This window comes from Kitasatospora sp. NPDC051984 (genome assembly GCF_044593455.1).
Classification (GTDB): Bacteria; Actinomycetota; Actinomycetes; order Streptomycetales; family Streptomycetaceae; genus Kitasatospora.
In genome coordinates this window covers 369,440-387,228 of the sequence record NZ_JBIUCB010000002.1, presented here as the reverse complement: position 1 = coordinate 387,228, position 17,789 = coordinate 369,440, and the positions used below count along the sequence as shown (strand labels likewise).

The following is a 17,789-nucleotide window of genomic DNA, read 5'->3' as shown; positions in this document are numbered from 1 at the left end:
GCCTGCCGGATCAGGCGTGGCAGCGGCTGCGTGCGGCGGATGCCCTGTACTTCCGTGCCTGGTTCAGCAGTTCGTCCCAGCAGTGGACGGACGCCCGGGCGACCACGTCCGACGCCGACTTCGCCTCCGCACCCGCTATCAGCATTACCGGTCAGGCTTCGGTGGACCGTGAGTTGTCGGTCTCGGGGCCGGCGGGTGTCAGCCGCTCGGGTCCGCCGCCCGTGTTCACGCTGGATGCGGGGCCGGGGCCGCAGTTGTTCTTCGCGGTGGAGGTGGCGACGGCGGCGATGCTGTTCGATCGTGCCGGTCATGGGGCGGAGCGGACGGCGGACACGTTCTATGCCTCGTGGCAGGACACGGGGTTCCTGTCGGGCGGTCAGTACAGCCTGCCGGATCAGGCGTGGCAGCGGCTGCGTGCGGCGGATGCCCTGTACTTCCGTGCCTGGTTCAGCAGTTCGTCCCAGCAGTGGACGGACGCCCTGGCGACCACGCCCGATTCCGACTACGCCGGCGCGCCCTCGGTCGCCGTCGGGGCGGCGGAGCAGGTCGCGGCCCTGCATTCCGTGGAGCATCCGCAGATCAGTGGACCGGCCGAGGTGGCTTCGGACGGCCCGGCGCCGGTGTTCGGCTTCAGCCTGCCTGCCGCCATGCGGTCCTACCGGGTGGAGATCGCCGCCGACGCCGGGCTGCTCGACGCGGCCGCGGCCGCGAGCCGGAACGCGCTCAACTTCTTCGCCTCCACGACTGCCAACGCGCGCGGAACCGGACAGTACCGGCTGCCCGGCGCGGTGTGGGAGCAGCTGCGGCAGAACCCTGACCTCTACTACCGGATCGCGGCCGCGAGCACACCGGCCGACGCACCCGACTGGGTCGCCCTGGACTACTCCACGCCCGACGCCGTCGCCGAGCGCGCCCCGCGCCTGGCCGTCACCGCTCCGCTGGGCGGACACGGAACGGGCCGGGTGCCGGCCACAGGGGCCACCAATGTCACCGATCCCGACGAACTCCACTGGCGTCAGCTCTGACGGACCTCAGCCCTGTGCAGCAGGGGTGGGTTCCCGTGCGTCGGCCGGGTCGGGCGTCGGCGTGGGGGCGGTGTTGACGGCGGCGCGCAGGCGTGGGCTGGTGGCGAGGGCGGCCAGGGGGAGGATCAGGGGCGCGACCAGGACGATCGAGGCGGTCGGGCCGCCCGCGCCGGTGATCAGGAAACCGGTGATGCCGGGCCCGGCCCAGGCGATGCTGCCGGCCAGCAGGATGACCGCCGCCGAGATCCGGCCCTGGAGGTGGGTCGGGGAGTCCAGGCTGACCTGGAGGAAGACCAGCGAGCCGATCAGCGGCAGGAAGAAGACGATCACGCCCACCGCCGCGACGGTGAGCAGCATCGAGCCGAGCGCCACCAGCGGCGTGACCACCAGCCACACCGCCATCACGCCCATCAGCACGGTGGCCGGCCGGAACCGGCGCAGGACCCACCCGGTGCAGACGCCGCCGACGATGCCGCCGCACCCGGCGGCGGTCAGCACCCAGCCGGCCGAGACCGGGTGCCGGCCTACGTCCGAGGCGCCGATCGCGGCCAGCAGTTCGATGGCGCGGCCCAGCAGGTTGATGTAGGCGACGACGCCCACCAGGAACAGCAGCGGACGCCGTCGGGCCACCCAGCCGAAACCCCGGGTGAGCTCCCCGGCCGTGTGGCGCACCGGACCCGCGCCGTTCCGGTCGGACGGCGGGCGCGGCAGGTGCTCATACACCACCTGGGAGAGCAGGGCCAGGGAGAGCAGGTAGGAGACGGCGTCCACCAGGAAGGCGATCGGCGCGCCTAGGGTGAGCAGCAGCCCGCCCAGTGGCGGGCCGACGGCGATGGCGATGTTGGTGCGGACGATGGTGCGGGTGATCGCCTCCCGCCGCCGCTCGACCGGGACGGACTGCCGCAGCACCCCCGACTCGGCCGAGGAGAACAGCGTCGAGATTACGGCCGTCGCCGCCGCGGCGGCCACCGCGACGACCGTGGTCAGATGGCCCATCGCCAGGGTGAGCACGAGCAGCAGCGCGATCACGGCCCGGCCGGCGTCGCAGAGCAGCATCAGCGACTTGCGGTTGACCGTGTCGGCGATCAGACCGCTGGGCAGCTTGGCGACCAGCTGGGCGACACCAACGGCCGTGGCCACCAGGGCCGCGTCCACCGCCGACCTGGTGGAGGCCAGCACCGCCAGCGGCAGGGCGAGCGAGGTCATCTCGCTCGCCATGTCGGACATCGCCTGGCTGACCCAGATGAGCGTGTAACTCCTGCTGATCACGGCCCGGTCCCGGTGTCAGCCGGCGGTGCGGCGAACGGCGACGTACAGGCCCTTGGTGTGGCTGTCCTCGTCCACCGAGTCGGCCATGCTGCCGTCGCGGTTCAGGCCGTGCGCCGCGACCAGGTCCAGGCCGGCCGCGTCCAGGAGACGGGTGAACTCCTCGACGGAGTGGTGCCGTTGGAGGTGGTCGATGCTCTCCCGGGACCACACCCCGGGGGCCTCGGCGGACCGCCGGAAGGCGGTCATGTTCAGCCGGAACCGCTCCGGGTCGCCGTCCTCGGGCAGGAAGCGGCCGCGCAGGGTCACGTGCAGGCCCTCCGACTCGAAGACGTGCGGCTCGTGCATCAGCCGATAGCCGTGCCGGGTGTTGGCGTCGAAGACCAGCACACCGCCCGGGCTCATCACCTGGCCCAGGCTGACCAGGGCCTCGGCCAAGTGGGCGGGGTCGGCGAGGTAGTTGGCGATGTCGCTCATGCACAGCACCACGTCGTAGGGCCCGCCGTGCGCGAACGGCAGCCGGATGTCGTGCACGTGGAAGTCGATGCCGGTGTCCGCGTGGGTGGTCCGCGCGATCGCGATCATGGCGGGGCTGATGTCCGTCCCCGTCGGCCGGAAGCCGCGCTCCGCGAACGCCACGGTGCTGCGACCGGTGCCGCAGCCCGCGTCCAGCAGGCGGTCCCCGGGCGGGGTGGCGCGCTTGATCAGCTGCTCCAGCAGGTCGCCGAAGAGGGTGTAGTTGTCCTCGCGGGTCAGCGCGTCGTAGAACGGGGCGGTGGCGTCGTAGGCGACGGCCGCGTGGTCGGTGGGGACGGTGCTCATGAGCGACTCCTGTTCGGGGTGGGTGCGGTGGGGCGTGCCGGCCGGGGTCCTCACCCGGCCGCGAGCGCCTCGGTGCGGCGCTTGTGGGTGCGCAGCAGTTCCAGCAGGCCCACCGAGAGGGTGTCGTCGAACGCCCGGGAGGCCGCCTCGGTCGCCGACTGCTGGGCGAACTCGCCGCAGCTGACCCAGCGTTCCTGCGGGTAGGAGGTGTAGCCGCCGTCGATGTCCCCGACCTCGTACCCGGGCTTGCCGATCGTCTCCCAGCAGCTGTACAGCGTCCCGTCCGCGTTGACGACCGCGCCGGAGGTGCCGTCCTGCTCGCCGCAGAAGCCGCACTCGCCGCCGCCGGGCCAGTTCACCGTGAACCCGGCCTCCAGGGCGGCGGTGTAGGCGGCCAGGATGGTCTCCACCTCGCCGCCGGAGCGGTCCAGCACGTCGCCGAACATGCCCTCGTAGTTGAGCACCGGGGCGATGTCCAGGGTGCAGCGCGACGGGTCCACCCGTTCGGCCAGCGACCGGACCAGGCCCTCCAGGTGGGGCAGGCCCTCGGCGGTGGTGTTGAGCCGCAGGCCGAACCGCAGGGCGGTGGCGCCCTGGACGGCCGCGAGGTTGTCGAGGATCGACTCGTAAGTGCCGCGACCGGACCGGGTCGCGCGCAGCGAGTCGTGCAGCTCCTTCGGGCCGTCCAGGGTGATCTGCACCGAGCGCAGCCCGACCTGCTCCAGCTTCTCGGCCCGGCGGGGCGTCAGCAGCACCCCGTTGCTGACCATCGAGGCGGCGACCGGCCCCAACGCGGCCAGGCGGACCAGGAGTTCACGGCACGCCCAAGGGTTGAGCAGCGGCTCGCCGCCGAACAGCAGGACGAACAGCCGCCGGGCGCCCGCGCGTTCCATCCGGGGCCGGGTGAACTCGACGATCCGGTCGATGGTGGGGCCGTCGAGCACCTGCCTGTCGATCCGCGGCGGGTCGAAGCGCCCCGGCTGGGCGGCGTCGGTGTTCTGGAAGCAGTACGGGCAGCCGAGGTTGCAGGCCGTCGAGGTGACCACCGTCAGGCTGTAGTCGCTCTTCGGCGCGCGCCGCGTGAGGTCCGCCTGCTCCAGCTCCCGCGCGCCCTCCTCGGTCAGCACACCGTCCCGGTAGTAGCGGTGGGGCAGCAGCAGCGTCCCGCCGGGGCCCAGGTGCCAGACGCCGGACCTGCCTTCGATGATTCTCACGGTTGGCCTGCGCTTCCTGTGACGGGGGCTTGCTGCGGCGAGTGCTTCCTGCGACGAGTCGGACGGGCATCCGAGCGGAAACGGGGCGCGTGGCCGGAACCCGGGCGCGGCTCCACGGATCCGGCCACGCGGTACCAGTGCCGCGTCAGGCAGCCTTTGCCCGTCAAGGAGCGGCGTCCGGTGCGTGCTATCGGCGTGCCGGACGGAAGCCCTCGTACTGGATGTACTTGGGTTTTCGACCGGTGCGGCGAGAGTGCGTGCCTGGGGGTACCTCCCAGCCCCCAAGGGCTGGGGGCGCGTCGCGACGGGGCGAAGGTTGCCTGACGCGGCACTAGCCCTCGAGGTCCGTGTCGTAGACGCCGCAGATCACCTTGGCGCCCTCGTGCATCTCGGCGGTGTGGGCGAGGACGTCGTCGGAGTTGGAGGGGTATTCCTTGTCGTAGATGCCGCAGACGACCTCGGCGCCCTCGTGCATCTCGGCGGTGTGGGCGAGGACGTCCTCGGAGTTGGAGGGGTATTCCTTGTCGTAGACGCCGCAGACGACCTCGGGGGCCTCGAGCTTCTCGGCGGTGTGGGCGAGGACGTCGTCGGCGTTGCCGAGGGGCGACGCCTTGTCGTAGATGCCGCAGACGACCTCGGGGGTCTCGAACTTCTCGGACTTCTCGGACATGAGTCTCTCCAGGGGGGGTGGAAGCGGATGTTCCGGGTGTCGTTCGCCAGTGCCCGGGCAGCCTCGGAGCGACTGCCGGACGGGCCGTCAGGCCGGGTCTTCGGTGCGCTCGCCGTCCGGCTCGGGGGCCGGTTCAGGCAGGTCGATGCCGTGGGCCACGACCTCGTCGTCCGAGACGCCGAGGGGCTCCATGTAGAGCTTGCAGCCCATCAGGTCGGACCCGATTTCGAACTTCTCGATCATCTGGCGCCTCCCGCGTCGGCTGTGCGGCGGATTGCCGTACCAGCGCGGCACCAGCATTGGCGGGTCCGGTTCAAAAGCGGTCCGTCATCGCTTAATTACCGGCTAATGCACAGGTCAAGGCCGCGTCGGCGGCATGTCGGCGGACCGATCGTGCGCGGGGATCCGAGGATTGGCCGGATGACAGCATGCGGCGCCCGCACTCCGGCGGGAGGGGCCGCCGAACGGGACGAGGTCCAGCATGGCCGTGCAGCACGTCGGGCTGGTTGTTCACCAGGGGCGGGCCGCCGCGCGGGAGGCGGCGGGGGTCGTGCGCGGGTGGTGCGCGGCGCGGGGGGTTCCGTGCACCGAGATCGACGTGTGGTCGCCGCACCAACAGCGCCGCTCCGGGCGGGAGGAGGCCCGCGCGGCCGGGAACCCGGACCTGGTCGTCACCCTGGGCGGGGACGGGACCTTCCTGCGCGGCGCCCGGATCGCCGTGAAGACCGGCGCCACCGTGCTCGGGGTCGATCTGGGGAAGGTCGGCTTCCTCACCGAAGTGCCGGCCGACGATCTCGCCACCGCCCTCGACACCGTGCACGCCGGCCACGCCCCCGTCGAGGAGCGGATGACGCTGACCATGCGCGCCTCCCGGCCGCCGGAGGTCCCCGCCGAGCTGGAGCCGTTCCTCAGCCACGGACGCGGCCCCACCCTGCCGCCCCCGCAGGCACGGCCGGAGGGCATCGTCGGGGACGGCTGGGGCGTGCCGCTGGACGTCAACGCCCTGAACGACGTGGTGGTGGAGAAACTCGCCCGCGACCACCAGGTCGGCGCGGGCGTCTACATCTCCGGCAGGCTGCTGGCCGCCTACTCCGCCGACGCCCTGGTGGTCGCCACGCCCACCGGCTCCACCGCGTACAGCTTCTCCGCCGGCGGGCCCGTGCTCTCCCCGCACATGGACGCCGTCGTGTTCACCCCGATCGCCGCCCACATGACCTTCAGCCGTACCGTCGTCGCCGCCCCCGACGAACCGGTCGCGCTGCGCATCCTGCCGAACTCCGGCCGCGCCGCGGTCAGCGTCGACGGCCAGCTCCGGGGCGTGCTCGACCCCGGCGACTGGATCGGCGTCTACCGGGCCCCGCAGCGCGTACGGCTGGTCCGGCTCCACCCCACCGACTTCTACGGCCGGCTCCGCGACCGCTTCCGGCTCACCGACGCCCCCGCCACCTCCGCCGACGGGGCGGCCGCCCCGTTCTTCCGCCCCGACTCCTGCGTCCCCCCGGACCTGGCCGGCCTGCGCCTGACGCCGCCGGCCGCGGCCCGCTGAGACAAGCGTCGGGGTCAGCCCTTGACGGCACCGGCGGCGAGGCCGGAGGCGATTCTGCGCTGGACGACGAGGAGGTGTTCTTCAACTTGTCGAAGGCGGAGGTCAGTTCGGGGTACGTCTTCGGCGCCCCGGGGACGCCGGCCCGAGTGAACAGGTCGGTGCGGTAGATGCCGACCCGGGCCCCGACGTAGTAGGGCACGCAGTAGGTCCTGCCGTCGTTGCGGCACGCGTCGGCCAGCGCCGGAAGCCAGGCGTCCGACTGGTCGAAGCGGGCCGGGTCGAGCGCGGAGAAGGCGCCGTTGACGATGTAGTTGGTGGTCTCGCTGTTGCCCATCTCCACCACGTCGGGCACGTTCTTCCCGGCGAGGACGGCATCCAGCTTCTGGTTCTTCGTCGTCCACTGCTGGTACTGGACCTCGACCTTGACCCCGGGGTGGGCCTTGGCGAACCGGTCATTGGTGGACTGGACCAGTTGTGGCCAGCTCTCCTGGGCGTCCACGGCCAGCCACACCGTGAGCTTGCCGCCCGACTCGGAACCTCCTCCCGAGCCGGAGCCGGAGCCGCACCCGGCCGCGGCCAGGGACAGGAGGAGTAATGCCAGGACGGCAGGGCGAATGAACGGGCGAGTGGTCATGGGGGTCTCCAACTGCACTGTGGGGGTTGTTTCCTGACTACCCCTCAGGCGGGCCGGAGCTTGCAAAGGTCTAGACATTTGGCCGGAAGACGACGGCCGGTGTCCCACGGAGGTGCGGCGCCCCGGGGTCGCCGGCTCAGTCTTCGTCCTCGGCGGGCATGCTGGTGATCCGGCGGCCGGTGACGGACACCGGACGGATGCGGATCCAGCTGGTGCGCGGCCCGCCCGCCCAGGGCTGGACGGCGAGGTCGCGCATCAGCCGCTGGAGCGTCGGCTCGTCGTCGATCCGCTCGGCGGTGCCGGTGACCAGCACGCTCCAGCCGTTGCTCCGGTGGTCGTCGGTCCGGTCGACCTCGAAGGAGACGTCGGTGCCGGGCGGCGGGTCGGCGGCGCTGTGGTGGTGGGTGCGGTAGACGACGGTGTGCCGGTCGACGGCGTAGTTCACCGGGAGGATCGCCGGGCCGTGTTCGCCGGGCAGCCCGATCCGTCCGACACCCCGGGTGCCCACCCGGTCCCAGCACTCCTCCTCGGTGAGCCGCACCAGCACCGGCCGGGGAGCGGGCGGTGCCTGCCCGGGAGGCGGGTCGGCGCGGCCGGCGACCAGCTCGTGGTAGGTCAGGCCGAGCGCGGCGGCGATCCGCAGGAAGCCGTTGGGGTCGAAGCCCGGACCGGCCGCGGTCAGCAGCTCCAGGTAGGGGCGCGACATGCCGGCCCGGTGGGCCAGCGCGTCCGGACCGAGGCCGATTTGTGCCTGCCGGTCGGCGATCCGGTGGGCGACCGCGGCGGCGGCCGACGGGCCGGTCCGGGGGTGCGGTTCCATGGATTTCCACCTCCTGGCGGTCAGGCCCGGAACAGGGCGACCTTGAGCGCCCCGGTCCCGGCGGCGTTGCCGAAGACGTCGTAGGCGTCCGGCATCTCGTCGAGCCCGAACCGGTGGGTGACCAGGCCGGTCACGTCGAGCCGCCCGGCGGCCAGCAGGTCGAGCAGCAGCGGGGTGCTGTCGGTGTCGACCAGGCCGGTGGTGATGGTGATGTCCTTGATCCACAGGTCTTCGAGGTGCAGCACGGCGGGACTGCCGTGCACGCCGACATTGGCGACGTGCCCGCCGGGCCGCACCAGCCGGGTGCAGAGCTCGAAGGTGTCGGGGACGCCGACCGCCTCGATCGCCACGTCGACACCGAGCCCGTCCGGGCTGAGCGCCCGCACCGCCTCCTCCGGGGCGCCGTCGCCGGGCAGCACCTCGTCGGCCCCGGCCCGCTCGGCGGCGGCCAGCCGGCCCGGCGCCAGGTCGACGGCGACGATCCGGCGCGGGCTGAACAGGCGGGCGGTGGTGATCGCGGCCAGGCCGATCGGCCCGGCACCGATCACCGCCACCGTGTCGCCGGGCCCCACCCGGCCGTTCAGCACCCCCACCTCGTACGCGGTGGGCAGGATGTCGGCGAACATCAGCGCGGTCTCGTTGTCGACGGTGTCCGGCAGCGGGTGCAGCGAGTTGTCGGCGAACGGGGTGCGCACGTACTCGGCCTGGGTCCCGTCGACCAGATGCCCCAGGATCCACCCGCCGCCGCCCGTGCACTGCCCGTACCTGCCCTGCCGGCAGTACCCGCAGCGCCCGCAGGCCGAGATGCAGGAGACCAGCACCCGGTCACCGACCGCGACGGTGCGGACCGCGCTGCCGGTCTCGACGACCGTGCCGACGGCCTCGTGGCCGAGCACCCGGCCCTCGGTGACCTCGGGCACGTCGCCCTTGAGGATGTGCAGGTCGGTGCCGCAGATGGTGACGGCGTCCACCCGGACGACCGCGTCCTCCGCGTCGCGGACCACCGGGTCGGGGACCTCGCCCCAGGTGCGCCGGCCGGGCCCGTGGTAGGTCAGTGCCTTCATCGCTCTCACGCCCTCCGCTGTCGCTTCCCCTACCAGCCTGGGCGGTTCCGGCCGCCCCCGCCACGGTTGCCGGAGCGGCACGGCCGCCGACCCCGTGCGCACACTGGAAACCGGGCGACGCACACGGACGGAGGTGGACGCGTGCAGTCCGACACCCCGCAGCGGCGGGCCGAGGCCCTGCACCGGCTGATGCCGGACGCGTGGACGCTGCGCCACCGCGGCATCGCGCCACTGGACGAAGGGCTCCGCGAGGCGCTGTGCGCCGTCGGGAACGGCTACCTGGTCACCCGCGGGGCCGCGCCCGAGGCCGTCGCGGACGGCGTGCACTACCCCGGCACCTACCTGGCCGGCTGCTACGACCGCACCGCCTCCCAGGTCGGCGGGCGGGTGTTCACCCACGAGGACCTGGTCAACTGCCCGAACTGGCTGCCCGTGACCTTCCGCTGCGCGGACGGCGACTGGTTCACCGGCCCGCCCGCCGAGCAGGAACTCGAACTCGACCTGCGCCGCGGCGTCCTGACCCGCCGCGCCCTGTGCGTGGACGGCGCGGGGCGGCGCACCCGGCTGGTCCAGCGCCGGATCGCCAGCCAGGCCCGGCCGCACCTGGTGGCGCTGGAGACCGTCCTCACCGCCGAGAACTGGTCCGGCCGGCTGGAGGTCCGCTCCGCGCTCGACGGCACCGTCACCAACAGCGGCGTGCCACGCTACGCGGGACTCACCAGCCGGCACCTCACCCCGCTGCGCCAGGGCCTCGACCCGGACGGCACGCTGTGGCTGGAGGTGTCCACCGGCGCGGGCCGGCGCATCGCGCTCGCCGCCCGGCACCGCGTCCGGGTCGGCGGCCGGCCCGCCGAAGTCGCGTCCGCCATGGCCGCGCCCGCCGAGGCCGCGTCCGTCGAAGTCGCGTCCGCCGGGGTTGCGTCCGCCGAAGTCGCGTCCGTCGAGGCCGCGTCCGCCGGCCTGACCGGCGAGGGCCTGGCCGGCGAGGGCCTGGCCGCCACCACCTTCGCCGTGCAGGCGTCCGCCGGCACGGCCGTCACCGTCGACAAGGCCGTCGCCGTCCACACCTCGCACGACCCGGCCACCGGCGACCCGCTCGACGCCGCCCGCCAACTCGTCGCCGAAGCCGAGGACTTCGACCACCTGCTGACCGAACACGCCCTGCGCTGGGCGCAGTTGTGGCGGCGCTGCCGGATCGACGCGGACTTCCCGGGCCGCGGGCCGCTGCACCTCGACCTGTTCCACCTGCTGCAGACCTGGTCGGAGCACTCCGCCGACCTGGACGTCGGCGTACCGGCCCGCGGCCTGCACGGCGAGGCGTACCGCGGCCACGTCTTCTGGGACGAACTGTTCGTCCTGCGGGTCCTCGACCTGCGCTTCCCCGAACTCGCCCGCGCCGTCCTGCGCTACCGCCACCGCCGCCTCGACGCCGCCCGGCGCGCCGCCCGCGCGGAGGGCCGCCGCGGCGCCAGCTACCCCTGGCAGAGCGGCAGCGACGGGCGGGAACAGTCCGCCCAGGTGCACCTCAACCCGCTGTCCGGCCGCTGGCTGCCCGACCACAGCCACCTGCAACGGCACATCGGCTCCGCCGTCGCCTACAACATCTGGCAGCACTACCAGGCCACCGGCGACCTCGGCTTCCTCGCCGAGACCGGCGCCGAGACGCTGCTGGAGATCGCCCGCTACTGGGCGTCGGCCGCCGAGCACGTGCCGTCCCGCGGGCACTGGTCGATCCGTGGGGTGCTCGGCCCCGACGAGTACCACGACGCCTACCCCTGGGCGGACCGGCCCGGGCTCGACGACAACGCGTACACCAACGTCCTCGCCTCCTGGGTCCTCGCCCGCGCCCAGGACACCCTCGACCTGCTGCCCGACCGCCGCCGCGGCGAACTGACCGAGCGCCTCGCCCTGGACGCCGCCGAACTCCAGCACTGGCAGGACGTCGGCCGGCACCTGCACGTGCCCTTCCACGACGGAGTGATCAGCCAGTTCGACGGCTACGAACACCTCGCCGAACTCGACTGGGCGACCTACCGCCGCCGCTACCCCGACCTGCGCCGCCTCGACCGGATCCTGGAGGCCGAGGGCGACACCGTCAACCGCTACCGGGCCTCCAAACAGGCCGACGTGCTGATGCTCTGGTACCTGTTCTCCGCCCACGAGGTCCGCGACCTGCTGCGCCGCCTCGGCCACCCCGCCGAACACGAACTGATGCGCCGCACCGTCTCCCACTACCTGCACCGCACCGTCCACGGCTCCACCCTGAGCTCCGTCGTGCACGCCTGGGTACTGACCCGCTGCGACCGCCGCGCCTCCTGGAAGCACTTCCGCGACGCACTCACCGCCGACCTGCGCGACAGCCAGCGCGGCACCACCCGCGAGGGCATCCACCTCGGCGCGATGGCCGGCGCCGCCGACCTGCTGCAACGCTGCTACACCGGCCTGGAACTGCGCGAGGACGCCCTGTGGCTCGACCCGAGGCTGCCCGCCGCGCTCAGCGGCCTCGCCCTCGACCTGCACTACCGCGGCCACTGGGGCGTGCGGATCACCGTCGACCGGCAGACCGCGACCGTCGCCCTCGGCACGGACCGGCCGGAACCCGTCACGGTGCGCTTCCGCGGCACGGCCGTCCCGGTGCGGCCCGGCGAGAGCCGCACCTTCACGCTCTGACCGGGCCCGATGCCCCACGGGCCAGGGCCGGTCGGCCCTCGCCCGTCCCACCGGGCACGCCTACCGTGGAAATTGCCGGTGTGCGGCCGTTCGAGCCGCCGACGGAGGAAGGAAGCAACGATGCGTGCCGTGATCGTCTACGAAAGCATGTACGGCAACACCGGGCAGGTCGCCCAGGCGATCGCCCACGGCATCCGGACGACCAAGCCGGACGCCGACGTGCGGTGCCTGCCGGTCGCCGAGGCCGAGACCGAGGCCGTCGGGGACGCGGACCTGCTGGTGGTCGGCGGCCCCACACACATGCGGGGCATGTCCACCGGTCTCAGCCGTACCGTCGCCGCGAAGACCGGCGCACCGGAGGAGAGCCCCGGCCTGCGTTCCTGGTTCCGGTCCCTGCCGGCCGAGGGCGCGGGCACCCGCGCCGCCGCGTTCGACACCCGGGTCGAGGGGAAGCACTCCGGAGCGGCGGCCGACGGCATCGCCGCGCGCCTCACCCGCCACAACTACGACCTCACGGCCGAGCCCGTCGGCTTCCTGGTGGAGGACGTCGGTGGACCGCTGCGCGACGGCGAGCTGGACCGGGCCAAGGAGTGGGGTGCGGCGCTCGCCTGACGGGCGCGGCCGTCAGTGGGCGGCGGCGCAGTCCGGGTGGCCCCAGCCGGAGCCGACCTTGGTGATGGTCGCGCCCTTCGGGTACGCGGTGCCGCACGGGCAGGTGCCCGGGAAGCGGGCGGCGAGGGTGCGGCCTCCGGCGGACTTGGTGGTGCTCTTCGCAGCGGTGGCCCGGCGGGGCTTGCTCGCGGGCTTGGCGGCCGAGCTCTGCGGGTCGGGCTCGGGCAGGTCGGCCGCGGTGCCGGACGCGCCCTGCTGAGTGCGGGCGGCGTCGCTGGCGGCCTTGTCCGCGATGGCGTTCAGCGGGTCGCCGTCCACCTGGTGCGCCGCGACGTAGACGAAGGTGACGTCCCGGCCGGTCAGCAGCGCGTCGATCCGCTGGATCAGCTCCTGATTGGCGACCGGCTTGCCCGCGGCGGTCTTCCACCCGTTGCGCTTCCACCCCGCCAGCCACTTGGTGACGGCGTCGCGGGTGTAGGTGCTGTCCAGCCGCACCTCCAGCGGCACGCCCGGGTCGGTGGAGGCCAGCAGCTGCTGGAGGGCGGTCAACTCGCCGATGTTGTTGGTGCTGTGGCCGAGCGCCCCGGACTCCCAGCGCTGCGGCACGGCCGCACTGTCGGCGACCACGTACGCCCAGCCCGCCGGCCCGGGGTTGCCCTTGGCTGCGCCGTCACATGCGGCGATCACTCGTTCAAGCATGTGTCGATCATGCCAGGCGCCGCACCGGGGCGGCGGCGGGTGGTTGGTCAGGCGAAGGCCTCGGGGGAGGGGGAGCGGGCGGCGGACAGGTCGATGGGGGCGCCCGGGTGGAGGGTGGTGGCCCGGAGGTTGTGGGTGACTTCGGTGGTGGCGGCGTCGAACTGGGGGGCGGTGATCTCGAAGGTGGCGCTGGCGAAGAGGCCTTGGGCGGCGAGGGCCGGGTCGGGGTGCGGGTTGCGGGACAACTGGGCCGCGCGGTCGCGGAGTTCGAGCATGGTGGGGATGGCCAGGGCCAGGTGGCGGGGGCAGCCGTCGAAGGCGGAGGCGAGGTAGCGGAGCAGGACGGCGTAGCGGGAGTTGAAGGCGACGGCCTGCTCGTAGACGCCGCTGGTCTGCTCGTACCGCTGGTAGTCGGCGACCTTGGAGTCGCCGTGGATCGGGTAGGCGTCGTCCCAGGAGACGTCGATCAGCGGACCGCTGGGCGGGTCCTTGGGGCGGTCGTGCGGGCCGTAACCGCGGCCGGTGTAGATCTCGTTGAAGCGGAACCAGTGGGCGAGTTCGCGTTCCTCGCCGAACACCTCGTTGCTGTTCCAGATGGTGTCGTGGACGCCCTCGCCCTGTTCGGTGATGGTCTCGATCGCCAGCAGCGCGGTGGCCAGGTCCCCGATCGGGAAGACTTCGCCGCCGGAGTTGTAGAAGTCCTCGGGGCCGACCTGGCGTTCGGGGCCGCCGGTGAAGACCCGGTCGTGGCCGAGGGTGCGGACGAGGTACTCCAGGCCCTGGCGGATGGTGTCGTAGAACTGTCCGATGGAGGTCCAGCCGTCGCCGGGGGTGGCCGGGGCCGTCATGCTCTTCGGCTGTTCGATCCGCAGGAAGGTCTTCAGCGCCTCGGGGGAGAAGTGCCGCAGGCCGATCGACGGGACAGACTCGCCGCTGAACGGCAGCCTCGCCGGGTACTCGGCGACGACCCGGGAGTCGACGACCGGGGTGCCGCCGACGGCGTTGAGCAGGTTGGCGGCCAGCGTCATGTGGAGCATCTCCTCCATCAGGACGGCGCGGATCCCGTAGTAGGCGGGCGTGTTGGTGCCGGGGCGGATGGTGTACATGCCGGTCATGTAGACCGGGATGGTGAGGTGCTCGACCTCCAGCGCCGCCTGGAGGTAGGTGCGCAGCTCGTCCAGGGTCTTCGGGACGGCGAAGCCGGCCTTCTCCACTGCCAGGGCGGTCCTCATGCGGGTACCTCCGCTTCGTCGGCGCCCCGGATGTCGGCCGGGCGCCGGTCGAGGAGCAGGTCGGTGTGGATCTGCTCGGCGCTGCGCAGGGCGAGGGCCAGCATGGTGAGGGTGGGGTTGCTGGTGCCGACGGACGGCATGCTGCCGCAGCCGACGGCGTACAGGTTGGGGTGTTCCCAGGTGCGCTGGAAGCCGTCGACCACGGAGTCCTTCGGGGAACTGCCCATGATGTGCGTGCCGGCGCCGTGCCCGGCGCCGCTGTAGCCCAGGTCCATCGTGGTGCCGTCGACGGTGTGGGTGAAGTGGCCGAGCGGGGGGACGCCGTCGCGCGGCGCGAAGTCGGTGTAGTCGGTGGCGCCGAGGTGCTGGAAGATCTGCCCGGCGACCAGGCGGGCCGCGTAGATCCCGTCGCGGGTGTGCTGGTCGAGGTCGTAGGTGAGGACGGGGCGCAGGTTGCCCATCGCGTCGCGGTAGCGGCGGTCGACGGTGACCCGGTTGGCCGGGTTCGCGGACTGCTCGACGGCGACCTGGAGTTGGAGCTGCCGGCCGATGGTGGAGCCGAGCAGGCGGCGCAGTTCGGGGCCGAAGACGCCGTCGGGGCGGACCTCGCCGTTCCTGTCGCCGCCGATGCCGAGCGCGGTGGCGACGTTGCTCATCGGGGCGCCGGTGGCCCAGCCCCAGCCCCAGTTGCCGATCTCGATCCGGAACGGGGCCCGGCGCCGGCGTCCGTCCCCGAACCGGAAGACCTCCCAGCCGGAGGTGTGCCCGGGCCCGCGGAACGGGCCGACCGGGCCTCTCTTCTCGTCGGCGAGCGCCCAGTTGAGGATGGTGGGGTGGTCCATCAGGTTGCGGCCGACCTGGTCGCTGCCGTTGGCGAGCCCGGAGAACAGCAGCAGGCGGGCGTTCTCGATGGCGTGCGCGGCGAGCACCACCGTGTTCGCCTCGACCACGTACGACCGGCCGACCGGCGAGACCGGGTCGGTGTAGGCGCGGAACTCGACGCCGCTCACCCGGCCGCCCATGGTCGGCCCCGCCAGGCGGACCCGGGTCGCCACGCAGCGGGTGGCGAGCGTGACCGTCCTCGGGAAGCGGGCCTGCTGGCGCAGCGGGTGGGACTTGGCCTGCACCGGGCAGATCGGCACACAGCTCGCGTTGCCCACGCAGCGCTCGCCGTAGTTGGGCAGGCCCACGGCGCTCGCCGGCCGGTACGGTTCCGGCTTGTAGTCCGGGTTCGGGGTGGAGTTGCGGGCCTGCGGCAGGCTGTGGATCTTCAACGGATAGGTGTCGTGGGCGACTTGGTCCGGGATCGGGGTGCCGTCGAGGCCGGTGCAGTACTGGTCGATGTAGCTGGGCGGGATCCGGTGCATCGGGTAGACGTAGTCGGGGTCCGTGACGACACCGAGCTCGCGCTGATCGGCGGCGTCCCCGGCCACGCCGATCTCCAACTCGGCCCGGGCGTACCAGGGTTGCAGGTCCGCCGCGTCGATCGGCCAGTCGCGGCCGTAGCCGAAGTGTTCCTTGGTGGCGAAGTCCTCGGGGTGCATGCGCGGCACCGCCCCGAGCCAGTGCATCGCCGCGCCGCCCAACTCCCGCAGGTAGTCGGTGCCGTAGGGCAGCCGGCCGTTCTGCACGAAGTAGCCGCCTGCGGTGTACTCCCGCTCACCGGGCTCCGGGTCGGTCACCGGTGCGAGGTCGAGGACGTCGGGGAAGGGGGCGGCGGTGCTGCGCCGGTAGGCGGAGTTGGGCACCTTGGCGACGGCCGAGTAGAAGGTGGACAAGGAGCCCAGGTAGCCGGGCCAGGTCTCGGTGCCGCCGTTCCCGGCCTCCAGGACCAGCACGTGCCAGCCCCGGTCGCCGAGGTCCTTGGCGAGCAGGCTGCCGGCCCAGCCGCCGCCGACGATGACGACGTCGTAGCGGCGGCGGACCGCCTCGTCCGCGCTGACGGTCTCGGTCATGCGTCCTCCTTCGAACTGCCGGGCCGTTCGGCGGCGGTGGGGACGGCGGACGGCGGAATGTGGCGGGCGGCGCGGAGCCCGGGCAGCAGGTGCCCGGGGACGGCGTCCAGGGCGACCTCGGCGGTCAGCCCGGTGCGGAAGGGGAGTTCGGCGAGGCCGAGGCCCTCGCGCAGCGCCGCGGTGTCGGGCTGGGCGGGCGGCTTGACCGCCCAGGTGCCGAAGCCCGGCGGTTTGGCGCCGGACGGGTGCCCGTGGAAGGTGCGCCAGGCCAGGCCCTCGACGTAGGACTCCGGGGCGACCACGAACTCCTCGTTGGCCACCTGGCGGCGCAGCGCCGCGTGGGCGGCCGGTGCCAGGCGGGGCCAGGCGCCGGTGAGCCACAGGTAGGTGAGCGCCCGGGCCACCTCCAGGTGGACGGGGGAGAGGCCCTGCGGGCCGCCGCCGTCCGCGACGGCGGCCTTCCAGGCGGCCCAGAACTCGCCGAACTGCTCGGCCCCGACCTGCTGTTGGGTGGTCTCCAAGTAGCGTTCGGCCATGCCGGTGCCGTACAGGTCGAACGCGGAGAACCCGGTCAGCGGCACGGACAGCTCGACGAAGTCCTCAACCTCTTTCGTCACAGCGGGAACTGTCATCACGTTCCTTCCTCGCGGGGAGGTCGCCGGGCCCGGGGCGGGATGCCGTGCACGCGGACAGTCCTCGGGCTAACTGCCTTGATTCTTCGCCCACATCGGGGCCGCGTGGCGGTTTCCGCCGAACGGAGGCCCGGGATTCACCCGTCCGGCGGCTCAAGTCAGGGCGATCGCGCCCTCGCAGACCGTGCGGCCCGACTGGAGCGCCCGTACGTCGAGACGGTGTGCGGAGGAGGTGCGTACCTGGAGCACGCACGGGTCGTCGGGGGTGGTCCAGCCGGTGAAGGTGAGGGTGAACTGCTTCAGCCGGTCCGGTTGTCGGGTGTGGGCCGGGTCGAGCAGTTCCCGGGCCAGGGTCATGCCCGGGATGTGGTCGGTCCGGGTGCCGCGGAAGAGCAGTTGGTCTTCGGCCGGGCGGAACTCCCGGGTGCGGGCGTCGGGCCAGGGCGGGGGGTCCTCGGGCGGGGTCCGCGGGGAGCTGCGGACGAATCGGTGGACGGCGGGGGAGAGGAAGGCGAAGTTCACCTCCGCGGTGCCCAACGTCCGCTCCGCCGTGCGGACTTCGCCCCGGAAGGTGGCGCCGAGGAGCTGGCCCCGGCGCAGGTCCGGCTCCAGGCAGGCGAGGTCGACGGTGAGCGGTCCGCCGGGCGGCAGGGGGCGGCGGTCGGGGGTGGTGGTGAGCGAGCGGAAGACGCAGTGGTGGGTGCGGGGTACGCCGTACGATTCGTGGGCGGTCAGCAGGGCGGCCTGGCGTACGGCGTGGACCAGGAGCAGTGGGTGGTCGCCGCCGTCGTGGCGGGCCTCGACGACGGTGCGGTGTTCGTCCAGGCTACGCCAACTGGTCAGTCTCACGCCGTAGTTCGGGTCGTGAAGGTCCTCGGGTACGGCCGAGGGGGCCTCGGTGTGCGGGGCGGGCATCCGGTTCGTCCCT

Annotated in this window: 17 protein-coding genes; 4 read left to right on the top strand and 13 right to left on the bottom strand. The window is 73.0% G+C overall.

All coding sequences use genetic code 11. The features are described 5' to 3' along the window. Nucleotides 1-1,025 (top strand): hypothetical protein (locus ACIHEI_RS05665; protein ID WP_396605735.1); only part of this gene is annotated, 1,025 nt, incomplete at its 5' end. Nucleotides 1,026-1,031: 6 nt separating this feature from the next. Here ACIHEI_RS05665 and ACIHEI_RS05660 read toward each other — a convergent pair. The 5 genes from ACIHEI_RS05660 to ACIHEI_RS05640 form a co-directional block, all read right to left on the bottom strand. Beyond that, nucleotides 1,032-2,294 (bottom strand): MFS transporter, encoded by a 1,263-nt coding sequence (locus tag ACIHEI_RS05660; protein ID WP_396605734.1) that lies wholly within the window; start codon nucleotides 2,292-2,294, stop codon nucleotides 1,032-1,034. A 15-nt stretch (nucleotides 2,295-2,309) separates the two neighbouring features. After that, entirely contained in the window at nucleotides 2,310-3,113 is an 804-nt protein-coding gene (locus ACIHEI_RS05655; protein WP_392950287.1) for a class I SAM-dependent DNA methyltransferase, read from the bottom strand. Nucleotides 3,114-3,163: 50 nt separating this feature from the next. Next, nucleotides 3,164-4,327 carry a radical SAM protein gene (locus tag ACIHEI_RS05650; protein WP_396605733.1) on the bottom strand — a complete coding sequence of 388 codons (1,164 nt, stop codon included), beginning with the start codon at nucleotides 4,325-4,327 and terminating at the stop codon, nucleotides 3,164-3,166. Nucleotides 4,328-4,658: 331 nt separating this feature from the next. After that, nucleotides 4,659-4,997, bottom strand: coding sequence for a hypothetical protein (locus ACIHEI_RS05645; protein ID WP_396605732.1), 339 nt, complete (start codon nucleotides 4,995-4,997; stop codon nucleotides 4,659-4,661). An 87-nt stretch (nucleotides 4,998-5,084) separates the two neighbouring features. Next, nucleotides 5,085-5,240 carry a hypothetical protein gene (locus ACIHEI_RS05640; RefSeq protein ID WP_387636306.1) on the bottom strand — a complete coding sequence of 52 codons (156 nt, stop codon included), beginning with the start codon at nucleotides 5,238-5,240 and terminating at the stop codon, nucleotides 5,085-5,087. 238 nt (nucleotides 5,241-5,478) lie between these two features. Between ACIHEI_RS05640 and ACIHEI_RS05635 the strand changes: the two genes are divergently transcribed. Further along, the gene (locus ACIHEI_RS05635) at nucleotides 5,479-6,543 is read left to right on the top strand and encodes an NAD(+)/NADH kinase (protein WP_392950298.1); all 1,065 of its coding nucleotides are present in this window, start codon (nucleotides 5,479-5,481) and stop codon (nucleotides 6,541-6,543) included. Here ACIHEI_RS05635 and ACIHEI_RS05630 read toward each other — a convergent pair. The 3 genes from ACIHEI_RS05630 to ACIHEI_RS05620 form a co-directional block, all read right to left on the bottom strand. Further along, a complete protein-coding gene (locus tag ACIHEI_RS05630) occupies nucleotides 6,425-7,177 on the bottom strand; it encodes an extracellular solute-binding protein (RefSeq protein ID WP_396605731.1) in 753 nt (250 codons plus the stop codon). The genes ACIHEI_RS05635 and ACIHEI_RS05630 overlap by 119 nt on opposite strands. 136 nt (nucleotides 7,178-7,313) lie before the next feature. Continuing rightward, entirely contained in the window at nucleotides 7,314-7,997 is a 684-nt protein-coding gene (locus tag ACIHEI_RS05625; RefSeq protein ID WP_396605730.1) for a pyridoxamine 5'-phosphate oxidase family protein, read from the bottom strand. A 20-nt stretch (nucleotides 7,998-8,017) separates the two neighbouring features. Next, nucleotides 8,018-9,061, bottom strand: a complete 1,044-nt coding sequence (locus tag ACIHEI_RS05620) for a zinc-dependent alcohol dehydrogenase family protein (RefSeq protein WP_396605729.1) — start codon at nucleotides 9,059-9,061, stop codon at nucleotides 8,018-8,020. A gap of 141 nt (nucleotides 9,062-9,202) precedes the next feature. On the opposite strand from ACIHEI_RS05620, the gene ACIHEI_RS05615 reads away from it, so the two are divergent. Both ACIHEI_RS05615 and ACIHEI_RS05610 read left to right on the top strand, forming a co-directional pair. Further along, nucleotides 9,203-11,731: a glycoside hydrolase family 65 protein gene (locus ACIHEI_RS05615; protein ID WP_396605728.1), complete on the top strand. Its 2,529-nt coding sequence runs from the start codon at nucleotides 9,203-9,205 to the stop codon at nucleotides 11,729-11,731. Between the two features lie 120 nt (nucleotides 11,732-11,851). Continuing rightward, entirely contained in the window at nucleotides 11,852-12,343 is a 492-nt protein-coding gene (locus tag ACIHEI_RS05610; protein WP_396605727.1) for a flavodoxin family protein, read from the top strand. A 12-nt stretch (nucleotides 12,344-12,355) separates the two neighbouring features. Here ACIHEI_RS05610 and ACIHEI_RS05605 read toward each other — a convergent pair whose 3' ends face one another. The 5 genes from ACIHEI_RS05605 to ACIHEI_RS05585 form a co-directional block, all read right to left on the bottom strand. Then, complete coding sequence (locus tag ACIHEI_RS05605) at nucleotides 12,356-13,042, bottom strand: ribonuclease H (RefSeq protein WP_387858917.1); 687 nt, start codon at nucleotides 13,040-13,042, stop codon at nucleotides 12,356-12,358. 47 nt (nucleotides 13,043-13,089) lie between these two features. Next, complete coding sequence (locus ACIHEI_RS05600; RefSeq protein WP_396605726.1) at nucleotides 13,090-14,274, bottom strand: ferritin-like protein; 1,185 nt, start codon at nucleotides 14,272-14,274, stop codon at nucleotides 13,090-13,092. Then, nucleotides 14,271-16,229 (bottom strand): GMC family oxidoreductase, encoded by a 1,959-nt coding sequence (locus ACIHEI_RS05595; RefSeq protein WP_396605725.1) that lies wholly within the window; start codon nucleotides 16,227-16,229, stop codon nucleotides 14,271-14,273. The genes ACIHEI_RS05600 and ACIHEI_RS05595 overlap by 4 nt, the downstream gene beginning before the upstream one ends. Then, complete coding sequence (locus tag ACIHEI_RS05590) at nucleotides 16,226-16,846, bottom strand: hypothetical protein (RefSeq protein WP_396605724.1); 621 nt, start codon at nucleotides 16,844-16,846, stop codon at nucleotides 16,226-16,228. The genes ACIHEI_RS05595 and ACIHEI_RS05590 overlap by 4 nt, the downstream gene beginning before the upstream one ends. Before the next feature lie 168 nt (nucleotides 16,847-17,014). After that, a complete protein-coding gene (locus tag ACIHEI_RS05585; protein WP_396605723.1) occupies nucleotides 17,015-17,776 on the bottom strand; it encodes an AfsA-related hotdog domain-containing protein in 762 nt (253 codons plus the stop codon). Nucleotides 17,777-17,789 lie beyond the last annotated feature (13 nt).